This is a genomic window from Alcaligenes faecalis (assembly GCF_009497775.1).
Classification (GTDB): domain Bacteria; phylum Pseudomonadota; class Gammaproteobacteria; order Burkholderiales; family Burkholderiaceae_B; genus Alcaligenes; species Alcaligenes faecalis_D.
The window spans coordinates 1,044,580-1,067,057 of the sequence record NZ_CP031012.1; the positions used below are offsets into that span (position 1 = coordinate 1,044,580).

General features: G+C 57.9%; 20 protein-coding genes. 5 read left to right on the forward strand and 15 right to left on the reverse strand.

Annotated elements, in window-relative coordinates:
- Positions 1-6 precede the first annotated feature (6 nt).
- The 11 genes from DUD43_RS04760 to DUD43_RS04810 all read right to left on the reverse strand — a co-directional run bounded on the left by DUD43_RS04760 (position 7) and on the right by DUD43_RS04810 (position 11,282).
- Complete coding sequence (locus tag DUD43_RS04760; protein WP_153229360.1) at positions 7-936, reverse strand: acyltransferase domain-containing protein; 930 nt, start codon at positions 934-936, stop codon at positions 7-9.
- Between the two features lie 2 nt (positions 937-938).
- Positions 939-1,901 carry a triphosphoribosyl-dephospho-CoA synthase gene (locus DUD43_RS04765; RefSeq protein ID WP_153229361.1) on the reverse strand — a complete coding sequence of 321 codons (963 nt, stop codon included), beginning with the start codon at positions 1,899-1,901 and terminating at the stop codon, positions 939-941.
- Positions 1,891-2,595, reverse strand: coding sequence for a malonate decarboxylase holo-[acyl-carrier-protein] synthase (mdcG, locus tag DUD43_RS04770; RefSeq protein ID WP_153229362.1), 705 nt, complete (start codon positions 2,593-2,595; stop codon positions 1,891-1,893). The genes DUD43_RS04765 and mdcG overlap by 11 nt, the downstream gene beginning before the upstream one ends.
- Positions 2,595-3,308, reverse strand: coding sequence for a biotin-independent malonate decarboxylase subunit gamma (gene mdcE, locus DUD43_RS04775; RefSeq protein WP_153229363.1), 714 nt, complete (start codon positions 3,306-3,308; stop codon positions 2,595-2,597). The genes mdcG and mdcE overlap by 1 nt, the downstream gene beginning before the upstream one ends.
- Positions 3,305-4,207 carry a biotin-independent malonate decarboxylase subunit beta gene (locus DUD43_RS04780; RefSeq protein WP_153229364.1) on the reverse strand — a complete coding sequence of 301 codons (903 nt, stop codon included), beginning with the start codon at positions 4,205-4,207 and terminating at the stop codon, positions 3,305-3,307. Before DUD43_RS04780 ends, mdcE begins: the two co-directional genes overlap by 4 nt.
- Positions 4,204-4,554, reverse strand: coding sequence for a malonate decarboxylase acyl carrier protein (gene mdcC / locus DUD43_RS04785; protein ID WP_026484239.1), 351 nt, complete (start codon positions 4,552-4,554; stop codon positions 4,204-4,206). Before mdcC ends, DUD43_RS04780 begins: the two co-directional genes overlap by 4 nt.
- 34 nt (positions 4,555-4,588) lie before the next feature.
- Positions 4,589-6,271 carry a malonate decarboxylase subunit alpha gene (mdcA, locus tag DUD43_RS04790; protein ID WP_153229365.1) on the reverse strand — a complete coding sequence of 561 codons (1,683 nt, stop codon included), beginning with the start codon at positions 6,269-6,271 and terminating at the stop codon, positions 4,589-4,591.
- Between the two features lie 57 nt (positions 6,272-6,328).
- Positions 6,329-7,609, reverse strand: coding sequence for an amidase (locus DUD43_RS04795; protein WP_153229366.1), 1,281 nt, complete (start codon positions 7,607-7,609; stop codon positions 6,329-6,331).
- A gap of 9 nt (positions 7,610-7,618) precedes the next feature.
- The gene (locus DUD43_RS04800) at positions 7,619-9,028 is read right to left on the reverse strand and encodes a short-chain fatty acid transporter (protein WP_153229367.1); all 1,410 of its coding nucleotides are present in this window, start codon (positions 9,026-9,028) and stop codon (positions 7,619-7,621) included.
- Between the two features lie 489 nt (positions 9,029-9,517).
- A complete protein-coding gene (locus DUD43_RS04805; RefSeq protein WP_121738390.1) occupies positions 9,518-10,288 on the reverse strand; it encodes an IclR family transcriptional regulator in 771 nt (256 codons plus the stop codon).
- Between the two features lie 145 nt (positions 10,289-10,433).
- Complete coding sequence (locus DUD43_RS04810) at positions 10,434-11,282, reverse strand: RNA methyltransferase (protein WP_153229368.1); 849 nt, start codon at positions 11,280-11,282, stop codon at positions 10,434-10,436.
- 108 nt (positions 11,283-11,390) lie between these two features.
- Here DUD43_RS04810 and DUD43_RS04815 point away from each other — a divergent pair, with 108 nt between their 5' ends.
- The 3 genes from DUD43_RS04815 to DUD43_RS04825 are packed head-to-tail and all read left to right on the forward strand — an operon-like array spanning position 11,391 to position 14,711.
- Complete coding sequence (locus tag DUD43_RS04815; protein ID WP_009457824.1) at positions 11,391-12,182, forward strand: inositol monophosphatase family protein; 792 nt, start codon at positions 11,391-11,393, stop codon at positions 12,180-12,182.
- A 58-nt stretch (positions 12,183-12,240) separates the two neighbouring features.
- Positions 12,241-13,824 (forward strand): TerC family protein, encoded by a 1,584-nt coding sequence (locus tag DUD43_RS04820; RefSeq protein ID WP_153229369.1) that lies wholly within the window; start codon positions 12,241-12,243, stop codon positions 13,822-13,824.
- Positions 13,825-13,850: 26 nt separating this feature from the next.
- Positions 13,851-14,711, forward strand: coding sequence for an undecaprenyl-diphosphate phosphatase (locus tag DUD43_RS04825; protein WP_153229370.1), 861 nt, complete (start codon positions 13,851-13,853; stop codon positions 14,709-14,711).
- Positions 14,712-14,846: 135 nt separating this feature from the next.
- On the opposite strand, the gene DUD43_RS04830 is transcribed toward DUD43_RS04825, so the two are convergent.
- The 4 genes from DUD43_RS04830 to DUD43_RS04845 all read right to left on the reverse strand — a co-directional run bounded on the left by DUD43_RS04830 (position 14,847) and on the right by DUD43_RS04845 (position 20,099).
- A complete protein-coding gene (locus DUD43_RS04830; RefSeq protein ID WP_194273439.1) occupies positions 14,847-17,453 on the reverse strand; it encodes an autotransporter outer membrane beta-barrel domain-containing protein in 2,607 nt (868 codons plus the stop codon).
- A 568-nt stretch (positions 17,454-18,021) separates the two neighbouring features.
- Positions 18,022-18,819, reverse strand: a complete 798-nt coding sequence (locus tag DUD43_RS04835; RefSeq protein WP_153229372.1) for a UDP-2,3-diacylglucosamine diphosphatase — start codon at positions 18,817-18,819, stop codon at positions 18,022-18,024.
- Positions 18,809-19,318: a peptidylprolyl isomerase gene (locus DUD43_RS04840; RefSeq protein ID WP_194273440.1), complete on the reverse strand. Its 510-nt coding sequence runs from the start codon at positions 19,316-19,318 to the stop codon at positions 18,809-18,811. Before DUD43_RS04840 ends, DUD43_RS04835 begins: the two co-directional genes overlap by 11 nt.
- A 169-nt stretch (positions 19,319-19,487) precedes the next feature.
- Positions 19,488-20,099, reverse strand: a complete 612-nt coding sequence (locus tag DUD43_RS04845; protein WP_228125893.1) for a tetratricopeptide repeat protein — start codon at positions 20,097-20,099, stop codon at positions 19,488-19,490.
- A gap of 264 nt (positions 20,100-20,363) precedes the next feature.
- On the opposite strand from DUD43_RS04845, the gene cysS reads away from it, so the two are divergent.
- On the forward strand, positions 20,364-21,815 hold the full coding sequence (gene cysS / locus DUD43_RS04850; RefSeq protein ID WP_035270889.1) for a cysteine--tRNA ligase: 1,452 nt from the start codon (positions 20,364-20,366) through the stop codon (positions 21,813-21,815).
- On the forward strand, positions 21,800-22,471 hold the full coding sequence (locus tag DUD43_RS04855; RefSeq protein ID WP_042483969.1) for a DNA-3-methyladenine glycosylase family protein: 672 nt from the start codon (positions 21,800-21,802) through the stop codon (positions 22,469-22,471). Before cysS ends, DUD43_RS04855 begins: the two co-directional genes overlap by 16 nt.
- Positions 22,472-22,478 lie beyond the last annotated feature (7 nt).

Consider the following 22,478-nt stretch of genomic DNA (forward strand, 5'->3'; position numbering starts at 1 on the left):
GTCTCTTTATCCCGCCCAGCGTGACAACCAGCGCTGCAAACCATCCAGGGTTTGGAACTCATCCACACTACGCGCAGGAATCTCGGGATAGCGCTGATTCCACATGGTCGCCAGACTGCGTCCCGGTCCAATCTCCAGCACCACATTAGGCTGTCGTTCTTCAATCTGTTCCATGCAGGAATCCCATTGCATGGTTTGCATGATCTGTGCCGATAAAGCCTGCGCTGCGGTGGCGGCGTTATGCACCCATACACCGGCATTGGTCGGCCACGGTACGTTCGGGGCAGCCAGTTCGCTTTGATTCAGTTGCTCCTGAAAGGCTTGGGCCGCGCTGCTCATCCAATGGGTATGGGACGCAATATTCACAGCCAAGGGTGTGCAACGTGCCCCTTGTTCCTGAGCGAATTTTTCCAGGGCAGAAAGCTTGTCACGCGGACCCGCACACACGGCACTATCAGGGCCATTGCGTATGGCCAGGGCAGCGCCTTGTGCCTGGCACCACTGCTCAATCGTCCGAATTGAAACACCGCTTATCGCCAGCATGCTGCTGTCTTGTCCGGCTCCAGCCTGATCCATCAAGGCGGCTCTTTGTTCGGCCAGTTTGACGGTATCGCTGGTGGATAAGACACCCGCCACACAAGCGGCTGCCAGTTCACCAATGCTGTAGCCCGCCACGGCGGCCAAAGATCGACTGGAGGATTGCAGGGCAGGGACTTGCTCCTGCAACTCCTGCCAGGCGGCCAGTGCGCAAGCCGTCAGCACGACTTGGGCATGGGCATTGGTGCTGGCCCAATGGGTATCGCGCATGGCAGCGCGCCAATCGGGAACGTGCAATTGCTCCTGCATTTGCAGCAGCAGGGGATGGGCCGGGTTCATCCAGGGCAGCATGTCTGCGTATTGCATGCCTTGCCCGGAAAACAGCAGGGCGATTTTCATAGTCAGGCTCCAGTAGGGCGACGCTGGCTGGCACCACCGGGGGCATAGGCTTGCAAGCGGTCCAGCCAGCAGCAGGCCGACAAGGTATCGGCTGCGCCTCCGGGGGACAGGCGGCGTTTCATGAAGGCTTGATGCAAGGCCTGGGCGCGTTGCACTGCATCCGGGGTAAACGCACTGCCTGCCTGCAGATATTGCGCGGCGCAGCGGCGCGCGTAGTGTAGCCCCTCCAGTCCGCCACGATGGGCCAGATTACTATCGTCAAGGACCGCCATAACAGAAAAGAAGGTATGCAAACCCACGGTCTGCAACTGATGTTCTGCCACTGGTGTGCTGTGCGGAGACAAAGTTTTGACAGCGACTTGCCAGGCGGGCCAGGCCGTTTCAAACAAGGTGGGAAAGCCCTGGGCGGCTTCCTGGTTCGCGCCTTGCAAGCCATAGCGGCGTACCGCCCGTCCGCCCGGCAGTGCGGACGAAGCTTGCAGGCTGCGGGCCTGTAAAGCCGCCCCCCATAATGTTTGAAGTTGGTCCCGAATCGTGGCGGGAGTCAGGGTGCGAAAAGGAAGGCAGGCGCCTGCGGCTGCGCACAACAGGCCCAGCATGAAGATGGCGCCACGGTGGGTATTGATGCCCCCCGTGGCTGTCTGCATGCGAGCCTCCGCTGCAATCCCGCGAGTTTGCAGCAGGCTGAATGGAGCACGCTGTTGGCCCAGGGCCGCCATGTCTGAAAAATAATGGCGCAGGGCAAACAGACTGCGATAAAAGGTGCTGGCATCCATATCGTCATGGCTGCCGCTGTCGATCAGGGAAACCAGCCCCGGTTTGGGGGCCAGAATCAGCTCGTCATACAGCGCCAGAACGGCTGCCCGGCCTATGGCCGCGCAACTCCAGGAACGGGATGGATCCATGGAGTCGGGAGCAGTGGGTAACTGCGCCAATGCCCTTGTTTCAATTGCATCAAGCAGCATGAGGTGACTCCAGGGTAGGGGCGTGTTCGGGCCAGTCCGAGTGCGCCTGAATACGTAAACCATGCGTGTGTTTGATCATGACTTTGTTGCTGGCACCGCTGCGCCATTGCTGCCATTCACGCCAGGCGATGGCGGCGTCATCCGGAAACAGCAGCTCGCCATCCAGACGGGGCAAACCGGGCAATTCGCTGGCCGCACTTAATAGCTGCACCAGACGATCGGCCTGCGTGGCACACTGCACGGGTAGCAGCAAATCCAGGTCCGAGCCTTCACGCACATAGCCTTGTCCGGTGATCAGTTCCCAGCCATAACTGCCATAAACCTGAGCGGTGCAGCTGTGTGCCTGCATCTGCTGGCATAAGCTCAGCCAGCCCTGTGCCAAGGAAACCGGCAGCAAGGTTTGGGCTTCATGGGCGGGAGGGAAACGGCCCCAGGCCAGGCTCCGCGCCTGGGGAACGATCAGGGACAGCCTTTGCCGTCCCCAATCGGTCGGCAAGGGAATGCCCACTTGCAGCTGCCCGCTACGCAGTTCGCCCGGCTGACGGCTGACGACCAGCGGCCAGTCACGGGCCTGCCATCTGCGCAGGCACTGATGGGCGTGGCTGGTCGGCTCCAGATCAGCCAGCACCTGATCCCAGGCTGGGCTGTCCAGCGTGATCAGGTGGTGACGGCGAGCGGGCAGTTGGGCTGTCATCAGGATGCCTGCAAGACCTGTTCAATGATCTGGGCAGCCAGACGGCGGCCACCGCGTTCGGCACCATCGCTGGCGCGGCGGTCCTGATCATTGGATTGGGCCAGCGCTGCACGCAAGGATGCACGCAGTTGCTCTGGCGAACTGCTGTCCCAAACAGATTGAATGCCACCCATCGCCACGTAGTTGCCTACGCCGGGTGCAAAAACCGGATTGGATTGCGCCAGTTCTTCCAGCATGGATTCGGGCAGCTTGGTGACGCGGGCCATGGCAGGGATACGCATCACGCGAATCTCGGCTTCGGGCACGGCATAGCAGGCATCGGCAATCAGACCGGAGGTGATGAAACCACCGGACAGGGCCTGGTCATACACCAGCCCAATAACCTTGTGACCTTTGCGTCGAGCCAGATCCAGGCACATGCCCAAGTGAGCCATGGCGCGGTTGATGCCCAGCAGTTCATCGCGGCGGCGCAGTTGCTGGCCTTGGGTATCGACCAAAAGCAGCAGGCTGCGGCCAGGATGGTTCTTGATGGTGTCCAGCACGGCCTGTGCCTGGGTCAAGGCCAGGGCCACGCCGATGGGGGCGTGTTCGGTGGTGCCGATAACGGCCAGGGTCTGGCCATCAAACTCGGCATGGCCCTGCAAGAACAAATCCTGTTCGGTAATGCTGTGCTGCGTATCGAACAGCGATTGCACCAGTGTTTCCCATTTCATGACAGCGCCTCCTGGCTGCGTAATGCTTTGACGGCTGCAGCGTCCATCTGCCCGACTTGATCGCTTTGTTCCAGTCCCAGCGCTTGCCACAAGGTCTGGGCCTGATTCTCGGTGTGATCCCATTGCTCCACAGGTAGCAGGGCCGCGCGTTGTGCCAGCAACTGATGTTCCTGTTCCAGCTCTTCCAGGGTGACCGGGCCACGGGCCGGGTTTTTCAAACCTTGTACGGCTGCGGTGCGGAAAGCGGCCACGGTGTCAGGCACGAGGTCATCGCAATCGGCGGTCAGCCAGCGGTGTTTCCCGCCACTGGTTTGCCAGACCAAAGCACGATCCTTGGAGTCGTATTCTTCGACCCCGTGGGAGGCTTCAATCACTTCCGGGCCGGACATGGCCAGACGGCCTACGTCACTCATGATCAGGTGGTTGGTGCAGCGGGCCACAATGCCCATGCCACCAAAGCAACCGTTTTGCCCGCCGACCAAAGCAATTACCGGCACTCCGGCATTGCGCGTATCCAGCAAGGCACGCATCACTTCGGAGACGGCAATCAAACCGGCATTGGCTTCGTGCAAGCGCACACCACCGGACTCCAGCAGCAGCACCACGCCAGCAGGGCGTTCGATCATGGCGCGGCGCAGCAGTCCCACCAGCTTGGCACCGTGGACTTCACCCACACCACCACCCATGAATTCGCCTTCTTGCGCGGCCACATAAACCGTTTGCCCTTCCAGCAAGGCATGGCCGATGGCCACACCATCATCAAAGGAAGAGGGCACACCCAGTTGGGCCAAGTGAGGGCTGCTCAAGCGCTGGGCAGGGGGCAGCCATTCGTGAAAGCTGTTGGCGTCAAACAGAGCCTGGACGCGCTGGCGGGCAGAACATTCCAGATAACTGCTCATGACTGGGTTCCTTGTGCTTGGCTGCGTGCCAGTGCTTCGCTGGCGGCCTGGTCCAGACGCAGGCTGACGACGGCAGGGGTGGCCCCCATATCGTTGATGTCGAAGTGGATACCGGCCAGCGGATGGCGCTGGTGAAAGTCCCGCACCACTGCATCCCAGATCGTGGAGAAACCGCGCGCCGAGGTATGAATATGGATGGTGCATTCGGGGCTGTCCTTGGGCTCGGCCAGCACTTCCAGATTGCCCGAACCCACCACGCCAACCAGCACAGGCTGGAAGGTGCCAATAGGCTCTTGTCCCTTGAAACTGTAGGCCAGGGTTTCCAGGCCGTGAGGAATGTTTGTCATCGTGATCTCCTAATGCAAATAGCGTGGCGGGCTCTTACCAGTTACGGAAGCGTGCCGGGGGTTGATACAGCCCGCCGGAGGCTTGAACCAGATCCCGCATGCTGCGTGCGGCCAATAGATTGCGTGTGGCCTGACGTGGGTCTATGCCCAGATCCTGAGGGCGACGGATGATGCCGCGATCGCGCAGGTTCTCCACCATGCGCGCATCTCGGCCCAGACCTACTTGTGTGTAGCCCGCAACGCCGCGTATGGCTTGCTCGCGTTCTTCGTCGGTACGGCACAGCAAGAGATTGGCGATGCCTTCTTCAGTCAGGATGTGGGTGACATCGTCGCCGTACACCATGATGGGAGGCAGATCCATGCCGGTCTGCTCTTGCAGGGTCCAGGCATCCAGAGTGTCCACAAAAGCGGGGGTCATGTGTTCGCGGAAGGTTTCCACGATTTGCACCACCAGCTTCTGACCACGCGGTGTACCGGCTGCGCCCTGACGACCTTGGCGGGCTTGTTGACCGGCCTTCAACCAGGCCGGGCTGGCGTGGCGACGACCGCGTGCATCCGCGCCCATATTGGGGGCGCCACCAAAACCGGCAATGCGGCCCAGCGTGGCGGTGGAGCTATTGCCATGCAGGTCGATCTGCAAGGTGGAGCCAATGAACAGATCGCAGGCATAGTGGCCTGCTGCCTGACAAAAAGCGCGGTTGCTGCGCATGCTGCCATCCGGGCCGGTGAAGAACACATCGGAACGGGCACGCAGATAGTTTTCCATGCCCAGCTCGGAGCCGAAGGAGTGCACCGATTGCACCCAACCGGCTTCAATGGCCGGGATCAGGGCGGGGTGAGGGTTCAGGGCCCAGTGCTGGCAAATCTTGCCTTTCAGGCCCAGTGACTCCCCGTAAGTGGGCAGCAGCAATTCAATGGCGGCGGTATCAAAACCGATACCGTGATTCAGGCGTTGCACGCCGTATTCTGCGTAGATGCCTTTGATGGCCATCATGGCCATCAAGACCTGGATTTCGCTGATCTGGGCAGGGTCGCGGGTAAACAGCGGTTCAATAAAGTGGGGGCGTGGAGCAGGCACCACGAAGTTCACCCAGTCGGCGGGAATGTCCACGCGTGGCAGGCGGGTGGTCTTGCTATCGACCAGCTCGTTGACCTGGGCGATGACAATGCCGCCGGAAAATGCGGTGGCTTCCACAATGGCCGGGGTGTCCTCAGTATTGGGGCCGGTGTACAGATTGCCGTGCTCATCGGCGGCCTGGGCCGCGATGAGCGCGACATTCGGGGTCAAGTCTACAAAGTAACGGGCAAACAACTCCAGATAGGTATGAATGGCACCGATGTTCAGCCGTCCTGCCGAGGCCAGCCTGGCCAGGCGCGCACCTTGCGGGCCGGAAAAGCTGAAGTCCAGGCGATTGGCGATGCCTTTTTCAAACACATCCAGATGCTGGGGCAAAGCCAGCACGGATTGCACCATGTGCAGGTCATGAATCTGCGCTGGGTCGACTCCTACCAGGGCGTCGGCCAGAAAGTCGGCCTGCTTCTGGTTATTGCCTTCCAGACATACTCGATCTCCTACTTGTAATATGGCTTCCAGCAAGGCGCTGGCTTTATCCGTGCTGCATATTTTGCCTTGCAAAGAGTCTCCCAGTGCGCGGCTGGCACGTTGCAGTCTTTGCTGGCGGGCTTGATTCTTAAGATTCCAGTTGCTGTCCGTCATTGGGTTTCCCTGTGATACCTCTGTCGATGTGATCCGTTAAATAAGCTGCCTGACCCTTCAGGATCGGAGTTCAGGCAGCGCGATAGTTAATGTGCCCAGGCGATGGGCAATGCGGGTGGCCGCTTCCAGCAGCAGGTCGTCCTGGCCGGGGCGGGCGGCCACTTGCAGTCCCAAAGGAAGCCCGTGCTTGCCAAAGCCGATGGGCAAGTTGATGCATGGAGTGCCCAGCGCCGTCCAGGCACGACACAGCACCGGATCGCCCGTGGTGTCGCGTGTGGGGGCCTCGCCCAAGGCGGCTGCGCTCAGGATCAGGTCCGCGTCCCCGAAGATCAGCTCGGGATGGCGCTTGACCTGATTGATCAGACCTTGGGCCTGGATCAGTTCGGCTGGTTGTGTCTGCGCGCACTTGTCCAGATAGGTCTGCAAGGCAGGCGAGAGCAGTTCCAGGTGCTGCTGGCGTTCATGGCTTAAATGGGCCAGCACTTCAGCCCCCATGACGGCTTGCTGCGCGTGGGTCAGTTCGCCAAACAAGTTGTCCTTGTCGCTAAGCTGAACTTCAAACTGGCCGTCATCCGTTTTCAGGTGGCTGATGCTCGCTTCCAGCCGATCACGCAGATCCTCGGCAATATCCTCCCACCAGGGCGTGTGTAAAAAGCTCAGGCGCAAAGGAGCTTGCAGCAGGACTTGTGATACTTCCGGGGTGCTGCGCAGTGCATTGAAGACACGGCGCACATCCTCCAGACGCTGGCCCAAGATTCCCAGGGTGTCCAAAGAGGGGCTGATGGTTTTCAGCCCGCTGCTGGGCAAGGCACCAAAGCTGGGCTTGAAGCCATAAATTCCGCAGAAGGTGGCGGGGCGTACCACGGACCCCGCTGTCTGCGTGCCCAAGGCCACCGGAACCACATTGGCGGCTACGGCGGCGGCCGAGCCTGACGACGAGCCGCCCGGTGTGTGCTCCAGATTCCAGGGGTTGCGGGTCTTGGGCGGGCTGAACAAGGCAAATTCCGTGGTGACGGTTTTGCCAAAAGGCACGGCACCGGCCGCACGCAGGGCCTGCACAATGGCGGCGTCCTGCGTGGGGCGGTTATCGCGATAAATAGGCGAGCCATAGGTGGCCGGAGCGTCCGCCGTATTGATCAAATCCTTGATGCCGATGACCAGCCCCTTCAAGGGGCCGGTGTTGTTCTCCTGTTCCTGGGCAACACGCCGTACTTGCTCCTTGTCCAGATGGGCAAAGGCCTGAATCAGATCCTCGGTTTGCTCGTAGCGGGCAATCGCCGCTTCTGCCGCCTCCTGGCTGGATGTCGTGTTTCGGGTAGCGAAATCATTCACAGACATGACAAGTCCTTAGAGCGTGAAGGGTGCAATAAGAATAGCAATCGTCAAAATGACGGTGCCAATCAGAAAGGCCACGACGGTAAAGCCCATGACCTGTCGTACATTCAGGCGCGCAATGGCCAGCACGGGCAGCAGCCAGAAGGGCTGGATCATATTGGCCACCGCCTCACCAAAAGCCACGGCCATGGACATCAGGCCCAGATAGGCGGGGCTGTCCTGACCAATGGCCAGGGCCGATTGCACGGCGATGGGGCCTTGCACACCCCAGTGTCCGCCACCGGAAGGCACAAACAGCGAGATGATGATGGAGGCGATAAAGGTCAGGAAGGGCAGGGTGTATTCATTGGCCCCGGTGACCAGCGCGGAGGACAGGATCTCTTCCAGTGCGCGGCCGCCTTCCATGGGGATATAGGCCAGCAAGCCCATGATGCCGCCGTACAGTGGGTACTGCAGAATCAGCGGGCCTGCCGTTTTGGCGGACTCGACAAAGGACTTGATAAAGCGGATAGGGGTCCAGTGCAGCAGGGCACCGGTGACGGTGAACAGCATGATCATGGATGAGATGTTCAGCGCAAAACCGCTGCGCACGAAGTAGTACATACCCGCGGCAAAGAACAGCACATTCAGAATCCACAGGTTTTCCAGCTTTTCGGCCGGAGTGCTGGGCTTGGTTTTGGGCAGGTCTTTTTCAATGTCCGCAAAGACGGCCGGGTCGGGCGGCAGGGCGTAGTCAGGCTCCATGCGCCAGATCGTCAGGAACAGCAGGATGATCAGGGCCACGACTGGAATCCAGCTATAGGGCTGGAAAATCGTCAGACTGAACGGCACCGTCATGCTGGTCAGTTGATGGATGACGTTGATGGGGCTGTTGGGATCGGTATTGGCCAGGGCAATCGAGCTGGACAAACCTTGAGTCCAGAGCAGGTAACCCATATAGCCCGAGGCAATCAGATAGCCAAAGTGCACATTGGGCAGACGGCGGGCAACCTGGCGTGCAACCAGGGCACCGGCCACCAGACCCAGGCCCCAGTTCAGCAGGCAAAAGATCGCGCCCACGGCAAAGCACAGCAGGGCACCTTCAACCTGTGTGCGGGCACGGGAAGCCAACCAGATGATGGCGCGTTTCAGGGGTGGAGCTTCGGCCAGGGTGTAGCCCGTCACCAGAATCAGCACCATTTGCAGGGCAAAGGTGAAAATGCTTTTGGGTCCCCACACCCCGCGATACCAGGCATCCACCATTCCTCCGGGGGTGGCGCCATCAACAAACAGGGCAATCAGTCCTACAACCAGCAAGCTCAGGATGACGGCGAACAGATACGGGTCCGGCATCCACTTTTCTACGTAACGCACGCAGATGTTGGTAAAGCGGGTCAGCAAGTTTGGCCTGGGTTTGGCCGAGATGGTAGCAGTGGTGTTCATGATGAACTTATCCTTGTTTTTGTCTCCCCGACCTGGCTAGTGGGTCGGCTTATGGATTTGGATGCTGGATACACAGTCCCGCTAGCGCGTACTCCTCGGTAATGACTGTTGCCTGTATCTCGCCTTCCTTTTTTTTGGTGTGCCCCTTAGGGGGCTTATCGTTGTGCCCACAAGATAGCGACAGGCGAGTGCGTGGATCAATAAAGCAAATGTCGTTTTATTTACGCGCGGCGAAACGATGACGTGTTAACCCTAGGGAGAAAAGGGCGGGGGCGCGCGGCGACAAGCGGCTTTCGATATAAAACCGGCTGTTTTTTGAGAGAAGGGGATATTTAGCTAAAACGAACTGATTAGAGGATCAGTTTGAATGGGGCAGAGGGAATAAGGTTGGAAATAAAAAAAGCAATAAAAAAGCACACAGGGAGCGCTGTGTGCTGATGAGGGTTTTAACGGTCCCGGCACCGTTCAGACGGAGAAACCCACCCGGACCTAAAACTTGTCGGCTACTGAATCCAGTGCATCGCGCAGCAAACCGGCAATTTCCTTTTGACGGGGCGCTGGCATGCGTTCGGTAATGGCTGTGACACTCATGGCCAGAATGGGGCGGCCTTTGTGGTCGCACAGGGCGCAGCCCACACCCAAGGCACCGCGCACGGCGTAATTGCCTACAACCGAGTAGCCTCGAATGCGGGTGTTGGTGACCAGCTGGCGCATCTCGCGCTGGGTCATGCCGCCGTACTGGTCCAGCTGATTGGCGTTGCGCTCGATAATCTGCTCGATCGCTTCATCCCCAAGGGTAGCCAGATAGGCCATGCCACCGGAACCTACGCCCAAAGGCTGACGCTTGCCCACATAGGTCGCCAGAATCTGTACCGGGTAGGGGCCGATTTCGCGCCACAGGCTGATGGAGTCGTCGCCATCGCGGCCCACCAGAAAGACCGCATCGCCAGTAAGCTGGGCCAGCTCCTGCATGATGGGCTGCATGATGGTGACACGCGGGTCCAGTCCAAACAGGCCCTGATCTTGGCGCGTGGCGCTGTAGCGACGGCTATGGCTGCTGTTCTGCACCAGGCCGTGATCGATCAGGGCGGCCAGCAGCCGGTAGATGGTGGGGCGCTGTAGTTGCGTGGCACGCGACAGGTCAGTGACGCTCAGCCCTTTGCCTTGATGATTCTGCAAAGTCTTGAGCACCAGCAGGCCGCGTTGCAAGGTACGCGGCCCGGCCTGATCCTGCGGTTCTACGGTCTCGGGAGTGTTCATGCTTGAAAACAGCTATTGCTTACCGAAAAAGTAACTCAGTAAGAATATACGCCAGCCAAGAAAGTGTCCACTGTGCGATCGCTCATAAAAGACGATGCCCGCTGGGTGCAGCGGGCAAGCGGGGCAGAGCGTTTGAATGCGGGTTTTAGCGATGTTCCGGGCCAGCCGATTCGTCTTTACGCTGTTCGGGGATGGGGTGGCCCGCTGTTTTGGCGGTCTTGATCATGGCGGTACACAGGCCGCGCAACATATCCACTTCATCCAGACTAAGCTGGGCACGCCCGAACAGGTGCTGCATGCGGGGCACCAGTTTCTTGGGATGCTTGGGGTCCAGGAATTTGACGCTTTCAATGGCCTGTTCCCAGTGTTGCAGCAAGGCTTGCACCTTGGCCTGGGGAGCCAGCTCCTTGCCAGGGTCTGCCTTGCCATCGGTATTGGGCAACAGGTTGGCACCGCTTTCAGCCAGCAGGGCGTAGCGCAATTCCCAGGCGGCCAGTTGCAAAGCCTGGGCGACATTCAGGGAGCTGTATTCAGGATTGGCCGGAATATGGCACACATACTGGCACTGGCTGATGTGATCATTGGTCAGGCCCACGCGCTCGGTACCCAGCACAATGGCGACGGTTCCGGCGTGCTGGCGCAGATGTTCACGGCTCAGTTCGGCTGTCTGGCGTATATCGGCGGCCGGTGGTCCCAGGTAGCGGGGGCGGGCCGTCAGGGCAAAAGCCAGGGTGACGGGTTCCAGCGCATGCGCCAGGGTGGGAACAATCGTTGCCTGCTCCAAAACGTCCACGGCACCGCTGGCCAGCGAGATTGCCTGAGGGTTTTGTGCAACGTCCGGGTCTAGCGGGTCGACCAGACATAAGTCGCCAAAGCCCATGGTTTTGATCGCTCGCGCTGCTGCGCCCACGTTTCCAGGGTGGCTGGGTTGCACCATAATGAAGCGAACCCGGTGAAAATTATCATCAAATGCCGATGCTTGCGTCTGAGTCATTTAAAATAGCTACTTTGAAGCTACGCTTCCTGTGTCTGCTCACGCGATTTTGCCCTGCAACAGGGCACGCCAGGCAGGCTCAATTATTGTTAAAAAAACGGAATTTCCATGCACCCGATGCTCAATACCGCCATCAAGGCGGCTCGCCGTGCCGGCACCATTATCTCTCGCGCCAGTCTAGACCTCCAGCACCTGTCGGTTGCGCGTAAAGGCCCTAAAGATTATGTCACGGAAGTGGATCGCGCAGCAGAGGAAGCCATCATTGAAGTGTTGAGCGAAGCCTACCCCGATCACGGCTTTATCGGAGAGGAAACGGGCGAGCGTCCACCGTTGGAACCCGCAGGCGAAGGCACTCCTGAATACCAGTGGGTCATTGATCCGCTGGATGGCACCACCAACTTTATTCACGGCTTCCCGTGCTATGCGATTTCGATTGCCCTGATGCACCGTGGCCAGGCTGCCCATGCCGTTATTTACGACACCAACCGTAATGAAATGTTCACGGCCAGCCGTGGCGGTGGCGCCTTCCTGAACGACCGTCGTATTCGTGTGTCGGGCCAGACCCGTTACCACGATGCCTTGATCGGTGCGCACGTGCCGGATTCGGGTGCAGGCGTGAAACCCACCTCCCCATTTGCCGATATGCTGGCCGAATGTGCCGCCGTGCGTCGCGTGGGTGCAACGGTTTTGGATCTGGCTTATGTGGCCGCCGGTCGTCTGGATGGTTTCTGCGCCGTCAACCTGCAACCCTGGGATCTGGCTGCCGGCACCTTGCTGGTGACCGAAGCCGGTGGTCTGGTGGGTGACTTTGAAGGTGAGCAAACCTGGAAAGAAACTGGCAACGTCATTGCCGCCAGCCCGAAGATCTTTATTCAGATGCTGTCGCACCTGCAAGATTAAGAACCTAGACCCCGGCATTGCCGGGGTGTTCTTTTAATCACAGCGCCAAGGAGCTGAGATGGAGTGGTTGATGGACCCGACCGCCTGGGTTGGGTTACTCACACTGGTAGTTCTGGAAATTGTGCTGGGCATCGATAACCTGGTGTTCATTGCAATTTTGGTCGACAAGCTGCCTCCGGCGCAGCGCGACCGGGCTCGTGTGCTGGGCCTGTCACTGGCCTTGCTGATGCGTCTTGGCCTGCTGACGGTCATGTCCTTCCTGGTGCAGCTGACCGATCCTTTGCTCTCGGTGCTGGGCCTGGATTTCTCGGGCCGCGACCTGATCATGATCGTGGGCGGCTTCTTTCTGCTGTTCAAAGGCACGCTGGAACTGCACGAGCGCATTGAAAACCGCAGTGCCCATGCCTCGGGATCGCGCATGTATGCCAGTTTCTGGGTCATCGTGGCGCAGATCGTGGTGCTGGATGCCGTGTTCTCCATTGATGCGGTGATTACTGCCGTTGGCATGGTCGAGCACTTGCCCATCATGATGGCCGCTGTGGTTATTGCCATTGGCATCATGCTGGTGGCCTCCAAACCGCTGACCATTTACATCAACAGCCGACCCACGGTGGTGATCCTGTGCCTGGGCTTTTTGTTGATGATCGGTTTTTCCCTGCTGGTCGAAGGCTTTGGCGTACATGTACCCAAGGGTTACCTGTATGCGGCCATTTCCTTCTCCATCCTGATCGAAATGTTCAACCAGCTGGCGCGCCGCAAGCTGCGTCTCTTGCAAGCTGGCCGCCCCATGCGTGAGCGTACCGCCGAGGCCGTTCTGCGCATGTTGGGCAAGCGTCCTGCCTCTGGTGAAACGACAATCGGGCCGGATCTGCCCGGTGGGGCAGCACAAATGGTGTTCGGTCAGGAAGAGCGCAATATGGTCAGTGGCGTGCTGACCCTGTCCGAGCGCACCGTGCATTCGGTGATGACGCCACGCAATGCGATTACCTGGGTGAATGTTCAGGACGATCCTGAAGTCCTGCGCGAAAAAATGACATATGAACCCCATAGCATGGTGCCCGTGTGTCGCGGCTCGCTCGATGAGGTTATTGGCATTGGTCGAAGCAAAGAGTTACTGGCAGACCTGCTGATTCATGGTCATATCCGTGTGGACCAATTGCGTCAGCCGGTTTTTGTGTATGAGTCCATCGGGATTCTGGACCTGATGGAAACCATCAAGCAAAGCCGTGGGCAACTGGTTATGGTGACGGACGAGTTCGGAACCATTGAAGGGCTGGTAACGCCTTTGGATATTTTCGAGGCGATTGCGGGCGACTTCCCCAGCGAGGACGAGACACCCGATATTGTTCAGGAATCCCAGGACCATTGGCTATTGGATGGCTCCACGGACTTGCATCATCTGGAACAGATGCTGGGCGTGGATGGTCTGGTGGATGAAGAGGAAGAATATGCCACCTTGGCCGGTTATCTGCTGACGCGTTTTGGTCAGTTGCCCAAGGTGGGCGATGTGTGTGTTCTTGAGCAAAGCGATGCGGTGTATCGCTTCAAGGTGGAAGAGCTGGAAGGGCGTCGCATTTCCCAGGTCAGCCTGGAGCGCGTGCCCCATGATGATGAACAAATCGATCCATTTCTGGCGTCTTAATTTTTATTGGCTTTGATTCGCACAACATGACTGAGCAAACTCTCTATTTGTTGAAAGCCCTGTTCCTGGGGATTGTTGAGGGCATCACGGAATTTATTCCGGTTTCCAGCACGGCGCACTTGCTGATCCTGGGTTCCTGGATTGATTTTTCCTCCGGCGATGCCAAGGTGTTCGAGGTCGTTATTCAGTTTGGTTCGATTCTGGCCGTGGTATGGATTTTCCGCGCCCGTCTGATTCAGCTGATCATGGGTACCTTGCGCGGTGACCGCACCGAAATGATGTTCACGCGCAATCTGCTGATCGCGTTTTTGCCTGCTGCCGTCATCGGTGCCTTGACGATTCAGTACGTCAAAGCCTTGTTCCATCACCAGATTGTATTTGTGTTCACGCTGGTGCTGGGTGGTTTGCTGATGCTGTGGGTAGAGCGCAAGCCGCAGTACGCGAAGAACAGCTCCGAGCTGGATCAGGGTGAAACCGCTACCTCGCAAAAGGCCACGGCCTTTGCCCTGGAAGAGATCACCTGGAAGCAGGCTCTGGTTGTTGGTTTTGCCCAGTGCATTGCCATGGTGCCAGGTACTTCGCGTTCGGGGGCGACGATTATTGGTGGCATGCTGGCCGGTATTCAGCGCAAGACCGCCACGGAGTTTTCTTTCTTCCTGGCCATGCCAACCATGCTGGCCGCCACGGTCTATGATCTGTATCGCAACGGTGCATCCTTGAGTGCCGATCAAGGCACCGCAATTATTGTGGGCTTTATCGCGGCGTTCTTTAGCGCGCTGTTCCTGGTGAAAGCCGTGCTGCGTTTTGTATCCAGCCGCACCTATCGTCCCTTTGCCTGGTATCGCATTGCGCTGGGCGCGGTGCTGTTTGTCTGGCTGATGGTCTAAAGATTGCTTCGATAAAGCGGTCCCGCTATATGAAAAACCCCAGCATCAAGATGCTGGGGTTTTTTATTGGACGTGAACCTGGTGTCTGATGGGACTTGTAAGGCAATCCGCAGACCAGCAAGTGTTTTGTTCCCTCTACCACCTGAATCGGAAACCTAGCGTGCCCTTGTAGCCGTAGCTATCACCAAAGTGCTTCACGCTGGAGTTCACCGAGCCTTCCCCATAGATGGCGTATTTGTTGTTGTCCCAGCTATAGGCTCCACCTACTCCCAGGCTGGCCCACAGCCTTTCTTGCTGATGGCTCAGGTCGGTGCCGCTGACTCGTACCTTGGTTTTGCCAGAGAACTCGTTATACAGATTCAGAATGCCGTAAAAGTTGGAGTGCGTGCGTTGGCCTTGGCGGTTTTCTCCTGTGTCCTGGAAGTCGATGCTCACACCCAGACGGGCTCGGACACTCTCGCCCTTTTTCAGGGAGACCTCGGAGTTGCCGCTGCTCCATTGCGTGGTGAAATCATCAAAATCCACCTTGTTGTATTGCACCTGCGCCTGGGGTGTCAGAGACCAGCGTTCGCTCAAGGCCAGCTTTTGTCCGGCCTCCAGGGACAAGGCATAGCCCTTGCCTTTGTTCTTGCCATTGGCCAGGTCCTTGCCAGCCAGAGAGGAATGCAGCTTGCTATCGAACCAGTTGTACTGAGCTTGCCCGTCCACATAAAAACCTTGCTGAGCAAACCAGGTCAGGCTGGCCGCAAGGCCATAACCGTCGGTCTTGATGTTGCCGTCCCCGTGGGGAGAGGACACATCTGCCTTGCCATGGCCATACAAGAAACTGGCGCCCGCCAGCAAACGGCCCGAGGCGGTTTCTTTGACGACTCTGTCCAGACCCAGTTGCAGCTTGAAGGTATCCATGTCGTAGCGGGAATCCGTGGTGGATTGACGCGGCTTCATCTTGCTGTGCTCGCCTTCGACACGCAGCCAGGTGCCATTCAGTGCACGGGGACTTGCATCGTCGGAGAAACTGGCTGTGCCTTGTAATGTGCTGTCGGTCAGGCTCCAGTAGCGCTGGCCCAGACGCTGCTGCAAGGTTGGCAGCGTATTCAGGGACAGCAAAAGCTGAGGATAGACTTCATTGATGGGAGCGCCTGCATTGTAGAGAGGCTGTGGGTCTGGATCTGGATCCGGGTCAGGACCTGGGCCTGGTCCGGGGTCGATGGCTTTCAGTTCGGAGCGTAAAAACCAGTCGCCTTCCGCATTGGCCACTTGTCCTTTACGCAGCTTGTAGGCATAGGCTCCCGCGACCACGGATTGCTCGCCTTGGTGGAGGTAGTCCCCCTCCAGGGTGAAGTTGGCACCGGATTGACCCTGTACCTCAATCACACGTATGCCCTGGGCTGTCTGTGCACCAGTGCCGCCCAGATTGGTCACGCGCAAGCTGCTCTCGCCGCTAGCGTTGCCGGTGATGATTAATTTATCGGTGACAGATTGGTCGTCCTGCAAAACGCTATTGATCAGAATCTGGCCCTGGTCCCCGATATAGTCGCCATCAATCGTCAGGGTGTCTCCCGCAAGCGCGTTCTGGCTTAAATCGATAATCCCTTTTTGACTGTTTACTGTGCCTGTCAGCGTGTGATTGCCGGGGGCAGGGGAGTTGGCGTTCTGAGGCCGCAAACGAGCGCCATCGGCCAGAGTCAAGCTGGAAAGGCTGGAATCGCCCGTCATGGCCCAACTGCTGTTGGGGCCAGCCAGTTGCAGATTCAGTACACCGTTTTGGTCGATAGCGCTGGTGCCAGTGAATTGGCTGCCATTGCCCATGTGCAGATCAATCAGCCCGGAACGGGTCGCCAGCATATTGCCCTGAACCAAATAGACCTTGTCAGCGACAACTGTGCCTAACGAGCTGTCAAAAGAGCGGATCGAGGCGACCTTGCCTTCCGAGTCCTGCCCGGACAGTTCCGAGCCGCTATCTGCATGAAACGCGTAGGCATTGGCTCCTTGGACGGTTACGGCGACATTGCCGCGCAACTCTATATTGCCGGCATAGTCCTGGCTGCCCTGGTCGTTTGATTTGTAGTAGAAGCGGTCATTGATCCGGTTGACCGCCAGCCCGTGGGCATTGTCGGCCTGGGTCTGGACCTGAATATTGTTGGCAACAATAGTGCCTTTTCCGGAGGCATACAGGCCGTGGGCGGCGACGCCTTCAGTGCTTATCGTGTGCAGCTTGTCGCTATCACCCAGTAGATTGACTTCGGCTCTGCCGTTGGCCTTGCAGTCAAAAAACGGTAGTCCGAACGGGCCACAGCCTTTGGATTGGGTGCCTGCAAAAACGGCATGGCCAGCATCATTTCCACCGTTTCCGTAAGTCTTGATGGTGGAGTTGCCATTGAAGGTGATGATGTGCGCTTTGTCGTCCTGTTCCGAGGCAACCGCCCGTACGCCTATGCCTTGCACGGATTCGATGGTGGCGTTTTGATGGACTCGTACTTGTCCATTGGAGTTGTCGCGCCCTACGTTGATGCCGTCCCCGCTGATGCCGGAAGCACGAATGCTCAGATTATTGAAATCGACCTGTGGCCCCCAGTTGCGTACGGTGACACCATCGCTTTGGCTGCCCTCTACCGTGATGAACACGTCCTGAAAAACAATCTGGTTGGAGAACTGGGCGTAGCCATGGGTATTGGCGGCAGTACGGTGAAATGTCACCGTGGCGTAGTCCTGCAATGGCTTGCCGCCGTGGTTCGCGGGCACATAGACTTCCCCCGGTCCGCAATTGACAGTATTTCCCGATACTGTGCAATCGGCGGCAAATGCCGTCACGCTGCCGCTGAGTAACAGAAACGGCACAGTTGCTAATTGTTTTCGCATCCTATCCCCCCATTGTCATAATTTGTAATGGTTTTTCATAAGTTGCTGTTTTATCGATGATATACAGCTTATTTTTTAATGAAACCTTTATTGTTTTTATAAATGGGGGTGAGCGTTGATTTTTATGTCGGGAATTTCTCCGGGGATTTTTATTTTTGTTTTTTTGAACAATATTTATTTCCGGAAAGTTTTTCTTTTTACTGGGGGGATGCTGGTGTTTTTTCCCTGTTTATCAAATGGCAGCGGAAATTGGGTCGGCGTTTAATGTGCTTTTTTCAGTTCTGGAGCAAGACGACCCTTTGTCGTTTATCGGTGACAAGGTCGCGCCAGTTTCCGCTTGCTGTGTGTCGTCACAGAGGCAATGAACTGCAATGTATTGAAAATAAGGGAGAAATTTGCGCAAAGTGCGCAAAACCTGCAGCAGGAGCCACGAACGCAAGTGGGTATTGCTTCAGCCCGCCTTCAGTGTCTGGCACTGGTCCGGCTGGTCCCATTGATGCAGGCACAAGTCGGAGCCTTGAATGCTGATATAACCGCCACGTTTGGCGTTGTCAGATTCGGCATCCCAATCCGGCAGTACCCAACGGCGCATCGGCTCAAAGCCAGGAATATCATGCACCGCCGGTCTATGGGTATGGCCATGCACCATGGCGTGCACGGGATGTGCCTCGCAGGCTGCCACAATAGCCGCAGGCTGCACATCCATAATCTCTTTGGACTTGTATTGCTTGCCGCGCTGGCTGCCCGCACGGGCCGAGTCGGCAATGCGCTGGCGCAGGCTCAATGGGCAAGCCAGATACAGTTTTTGCAGCCAGGGTTTGCGTACCCAATAGCGAAAGCGTTGATAGGCCAGATCGTCCAGACAATACTCATCGCCGTGTGACATCAGAATCAAACCGGCCGAGGTATCCAGGATCACTTGATCCGGCAGGAGCGTGGCGTGGACATGGCGGGCGTAGGTCTTGCCCAGCAGAAAGTCGCGATTGCCGCGCATCAGATATAACGGGTGCTGCTGCGCAAAGGTGCGCAGCGCCTCACTGACTTGAGCAAGCCAGGGAGCAGGGTGGGCAATTTGATCGTCACCAATCCAGGCATTGAAAATATCACCGCCCAGGATCAAGGCATGAGCTTGATGCTGGGCGGAGTGCAGAAACTGCAGAAAATCCTGGACGGTGTCTGGATTGTCCGGACCCAGGTGCAGGTCCGCGGCAATCCAGATAGTGCCCGTCAGCGTGAGCTTAGTCGACAAGCGTGGCTTTTTCCAGAATGACGTCCTCAACGGGCACGTCTTGGTGGAAGCCCTTGTTGCCGGTGCGCACGGTCTTGATTTTGTCGACCACGTCCATGCCTTCGATCACGCGGCCAAATACGGCGTAGCCCCAGCCATTGGCGGTAGGAGCGGTGAAGTTCAGGAAGTCGTTGTCAGCCACGTTGATGAAGAACTGAGCCGTAGCCGAGTGCGGGTCGGAGGTGCGAGCCATGGCCAGGGTGTACTTGTCGTTCTTCAAACCGTTGTCGGCTTCGTTCTTGACAGGCGCGTTGGTCGCTTTTTGCTTCATGTCGGCCTCAAAGCCGCCGCCCTGGATCATGAAGTTGTTGATCACACGGTGAAACACGGTGCCGTCGTAAAAACCGCTGGACACGTAGTCCACAAAGTTGGCCACGGTGTTGGGGGCTTTTTCTGCGTTCAGTTCGATCAGGATGGTGCCCTGGTTCGTCTGCAGTTGGACGCGTGGAGAGGTGCTCATAGAAGTGCCTTCAGAAGAAGTGGAAGAATCTGCTGCCATAGCCGGACTGCTCATCATAGGCATAGCCATACAGGCAGCAATAAGCAGGGTGCGCAAGCTGCGAGCCTGATCACACCATTGAAATGTGCTTGCAAACATAAGATAGGGACAACCCAGTCAAGGAAAAATCTTATTGTTGCAGAATTTGGCCAGTTTGTTGCGCACGCTGGGCTGCTTTGGGCACACCACTGGCGGCAGCCTGACGGTAGGTGTCATTGGCCAGCATCAGTTGGACTTCACCCATGTTGGCGCGGGCCAGTGCGTAGGATGGATCGGCGGTCAAAGCCATTTTCAGGGCTTCCAGGGCCAGGTCCAGCTTGTCTTGCGCAATGTACTCGGCCGCCAGATTATTCCAGGGCTCGGGCAGCTCCGGGTAATAGGTGGTCATGTTCTGGTAGAGGCTGATGGCGCCATTGTGGTCACCACTGGCCGACAGGGCGCGTGCTTTCAGGAACAGCAGTTGCACATTGGCACCGGGTTCGCCACGGTCCTTGCGCTGCTCCAACTGCTTTTCGATGGCCTGCAAGGCGTCGGCATGACGGCCCTGGGCAATCAGGGTGCTGATGCGCTGGCTGACTTCGGCCGCGCTCAGGGGCAGGGCGGTATCAACGCCGGGGGCGAGCACGTCCAGAGCACGGGCCAGACCCTTCCAGCCACGTTCAGGTTCGGGGGCAATATCCAGCAAGGGATCGTTCACCCGCGCACTGGGTGGGGGCAAATCGGGCAGGGATTGGGCGCTCACGTTTTGACCCAGGGCCAGCAAAAGGGCCAGGGTGCAAGGAGCGAGAAACCGAGTCCGTCTAGGTGTACTGAACACAGAGGGGGCGCCTATAAAATCTGGCTTGAAGACCAGGAAGGTTGGTAGATTGCTGCCTTTAACGAGGTCTGCTTGCTATACTTATTGACCATCATTCTAACCTTGCCTCTTGCCGGGCGGGAAATACGGAACCTCAGCCAAGGGCAATTGTTCTGGCACAAGGTTCCGATTTTATGACGATTACAGGCCATGTTGCGCATTTATAACTCGTTGTCACGCTCTAAAGAGGTGTTTTCTCCGGTTGAACCGGGCCACGTACGTATGTACGTCTGTGGCATGACGGTGTACGACTTCTGTCACCTGGGACACGCTCGTATGCTGGTCAGCTTTGACATCGTGCAGCGCTGGTTGCGAGCAAGCGGCTACCGCGTCTCCTATGTGCGCAACATTACCGATATTGATGACAAGATCATCCGCCGTGCCGTCGAGCGCAAGCAACTGATGTCCCAGGTGACGGACTTCTATATTGCTGCCATGCATGCCGACGAAAAAGCCCTGGGTGTGCAAAGCCCCGATTCGGAGCCGCGCGCCACGCAGCACGTGCCCGATATGCTGGGCATTATTGCGAAGCTGGAAGAAAACGGCCTGGCCTATCAGTCCGAAGACGGTGATGTGAACTACGCCGTGCGTCAGTTCCCCGGCTACGGCAAGCTGTCGGGCCGCTCTCTGGACGATCTGCGCGCCGGTGAGCGTGTTGCCCTGAACTCGGCCAAGCGCGACCCTCTGGATTTTGTGTTGTGGAAGTCGGCTAAAGAAGACGAACCCGCCGAATCCAAATGGGAATCCTCTTACGGCCTGGGCCGTCCAGGCTGGCACATCGAGTGCTCGGCCATGAGCAAGGCACTGCTGGGTCTGCCTCTGGATATTCACGGTGGTGGCCCGGACTTGAAGTTCCCCCACCACGAAAACGAAATTGCCCAAACAGAAGGCGCCTTTGGCGGCCAACTGGCCAATGTCTGGATGCACTGCGGTCCCCTGATGGTGGACTCGGAGAAAATGTCCAAGTCCCTGGGCAACTTCCGTCGCATCCGCGATACCGTGGCGCCTGAAGGTCTGGCCGACGAAGAAAGCAGCTACATCGCCAATCCGCGTGAAGCTGAAATGCTGCGCTTCTTTATTGTGCGCAACCATTACCGCAGCCTGCAAAACTACGCGCCGGACAATCTGCGCGATGCCCAGCAGGCTCTGGATCGTCTGTACCAGACCCTGCAACACGTTCCTGCCGCCGACGTCCAGATTGATTGGACTCAAGGTCCCGCTTTGGCGTTTGCCGAAGCCATGAACGACGATTTCAATACTGCTGGTGCCATTGCCGTTCTGTTCGAACTGGCTGGCCAGGCCAACCGCGACAAGGATGCACAGGCCGCTGGCCTGATGCGCGCTCTGGGTGGCGTGATTGGTCTTTTGCAAGTGGACCCTGCCGTCTACTGGCGCGCCAGCACACGCTTTGGTCAGGCGGCCAGCGTGGCCGGTGCCGACTCCCTGAGCGACGCCCAGATTGACGAACTGCTGGCTGAACGCGGCCAGGCCAAACAGAACCGCGACTTTGCCCGCGCCGACGCCATCCGTGAGCAGCTTAAAGAGCAGGGCGTTGAGCTTGAAGATCGGCCAGGTGGAGCAACACAATGGCGCAGGGCCTAAGCGGCGTTCAATCCGGCCCGCAAGTTCGTTTGGTGGGCAAACCTGATTACTGGGACGACGCGTGCGCCCAGCTGATGAAGCGCGATCGTATCTTGCGCAAGCTCATCCCCCAGCATGGCGACTACTGGCTGCAACATCAGGCTCCAGCTTTCACCACCTTGGTGCGTTCCATCGTGGGCCAGCAACTGGCCTCGCGTACGGCCGACCAGCTGTGGCGCAAGCTGCTGGACGGTTGCGGTCAGGCGCTCTCGCCCGAACTGATTCTGGAACTGGGTTACGAGGCCTTGCATGGTTTGGGTTTGCCCAAACGCAAGGCCGAATATATTGTTGATTTGGCGACTCACTTTGATGCTCGTAAAATCGACCCCCAGGCATGGCAGTCCCTGTCTGACGAAGCCGTTATTGCGGACCTGTGCGCCATTCGTGGCGTGGGTCGCTGGACGGCAGATATGTTTCTGATTTTCAACTTGCACAGACCCGATGTTCTCCCTTTGGATGATGCGGGCCTGCTCAAGGCAATCTCTCAGCACTATTTCAGCGGCGAGCCGGTATCCCGGTTCGAGGCGCGTGAAGTTGCCCAAGCGTGGGCACCGTGGTGCACGGTGGCTACCTGGCATCTGTGGCGCAGTCTGAACACAGTTGCGGTACGATATTAAATTAGGC

Bases quoted from the DNA above. Each gene is read 5' to 3' on its own strand.
- DUD43_RS04760 (WP_153229360.1), bottom strand. From the start codon at position 936: ATGAAAATCGCCCTGCTGTTTTCCGGGCAAGGCATGCAATACGCAGAC.
- DUD43_RS04765 (WP_153229361.1), bottom strand. From the start codon at position 1,901: ATGCTGCTTGATGCAATTGAAACAAGGGCATTGGCGCAGTTACCCACT.
- mdcG (WP_153229362.1), bottom strand. From the start codon at position 2,595: ATGACAGCCCAACTGCCCGCTCGCCGTCACCACCTGATCACGCTGGAC.
- mdcE (WP_153229363.1), bottom strand. From the start codon at position 3,308: ATGAAATGGGAAACACTGGTGCAATCGCTGTTCGATACGCAGCACAGC.
- DUD43_RS04780 (WP_153229364.1), bottom strand. From the start codon at position 4,207: ATGAGCAGTTATCTGGAATGTTCTGCCCGCCAGCGCGTCCAGGCTCTG.
- mdcC (WP_026484239.1), bottom strand. From the start codon at position 4,554: ATGACAAACATTCCTCACGGCCTGGAAACCCTGGCCTACAGTTTCAAG.
- mdcA (WP_153229365.1), bottom strand. From the start codon at position 6,271: ATGACGGACAGCAACTGGAATCTTAAGAATCAAGCCCGCCAGCAAAGA.
- DUD43_RS04795 (WP_153229366.1), bottom strand. From the start codon at position 7,609: ATGTCTGTGAATGATTTCGCTACCCGAAACACGACATCCAGCCAGGAG.
- DUD43_RS04800 (WP_153229367.1), bottom strand. From the start codon at position 9,028: ATGAACACCACTGCTACCATCTCGGCCAAACCCAGGCCAAACTTGCTG.
- DUD43_RS04805 (WP_121738390.1), bottom strand. From the start codon at position 10,288: ATGAACACTCCCGAGACCGTAGAACCGCAGGATCAGGCCGGGCCGCGT.
- DUD43_RS04810 (WP_153229368.1), bottom strand. From the start codon at position 11,282: ATGACTCAGACGCAAGCATCGGCATTTGATGATAATTTTCACCGGGTT.
- DUD43_RS04815 (WP_009457824.1), top strand. From the start codon at position 11,391: ATGCACCCGATGCTCAATACCGCCATCAAGGCGGCTCGCCGTGCCGGC.
- DUD43_RS04820 (WP_153229369.1), top strand. From the start codon at position 12,241: ATGGAGTGGTTGATGGACCCGACCGCCTGGGTTGGGTTACTCACACTG.
- DUD43_RS04825 (WP_153229370.1), top strand. From the start codon at position 13,851: ATGACTGAGCAAACTCTCTATTTGTTGAAAGCCCTGTTCCTGGGGATT.
- DUD43_RS04840 (WP_194273440.1), bottom strand. From the start codon at position 19,318: ATGAGCACCTCTCCACGCGTCCAACTGCAGACGAACCAGGGCACCATC.
- cysS (WP_035270889.1), top strand. From the start codon at position 20,364: ATGTTGCGCATTTATAACTCGTTGTCACGCTCTAAAGAGGTGTTTTCT.
- DUD43_RS04855 (WP_042483969.1), top strand. From the start codon at position 21,800: ATGGCGCAGGGCCTAAGCGGCGTTCAATCCGGCCCGCAAGTTCGTTTG.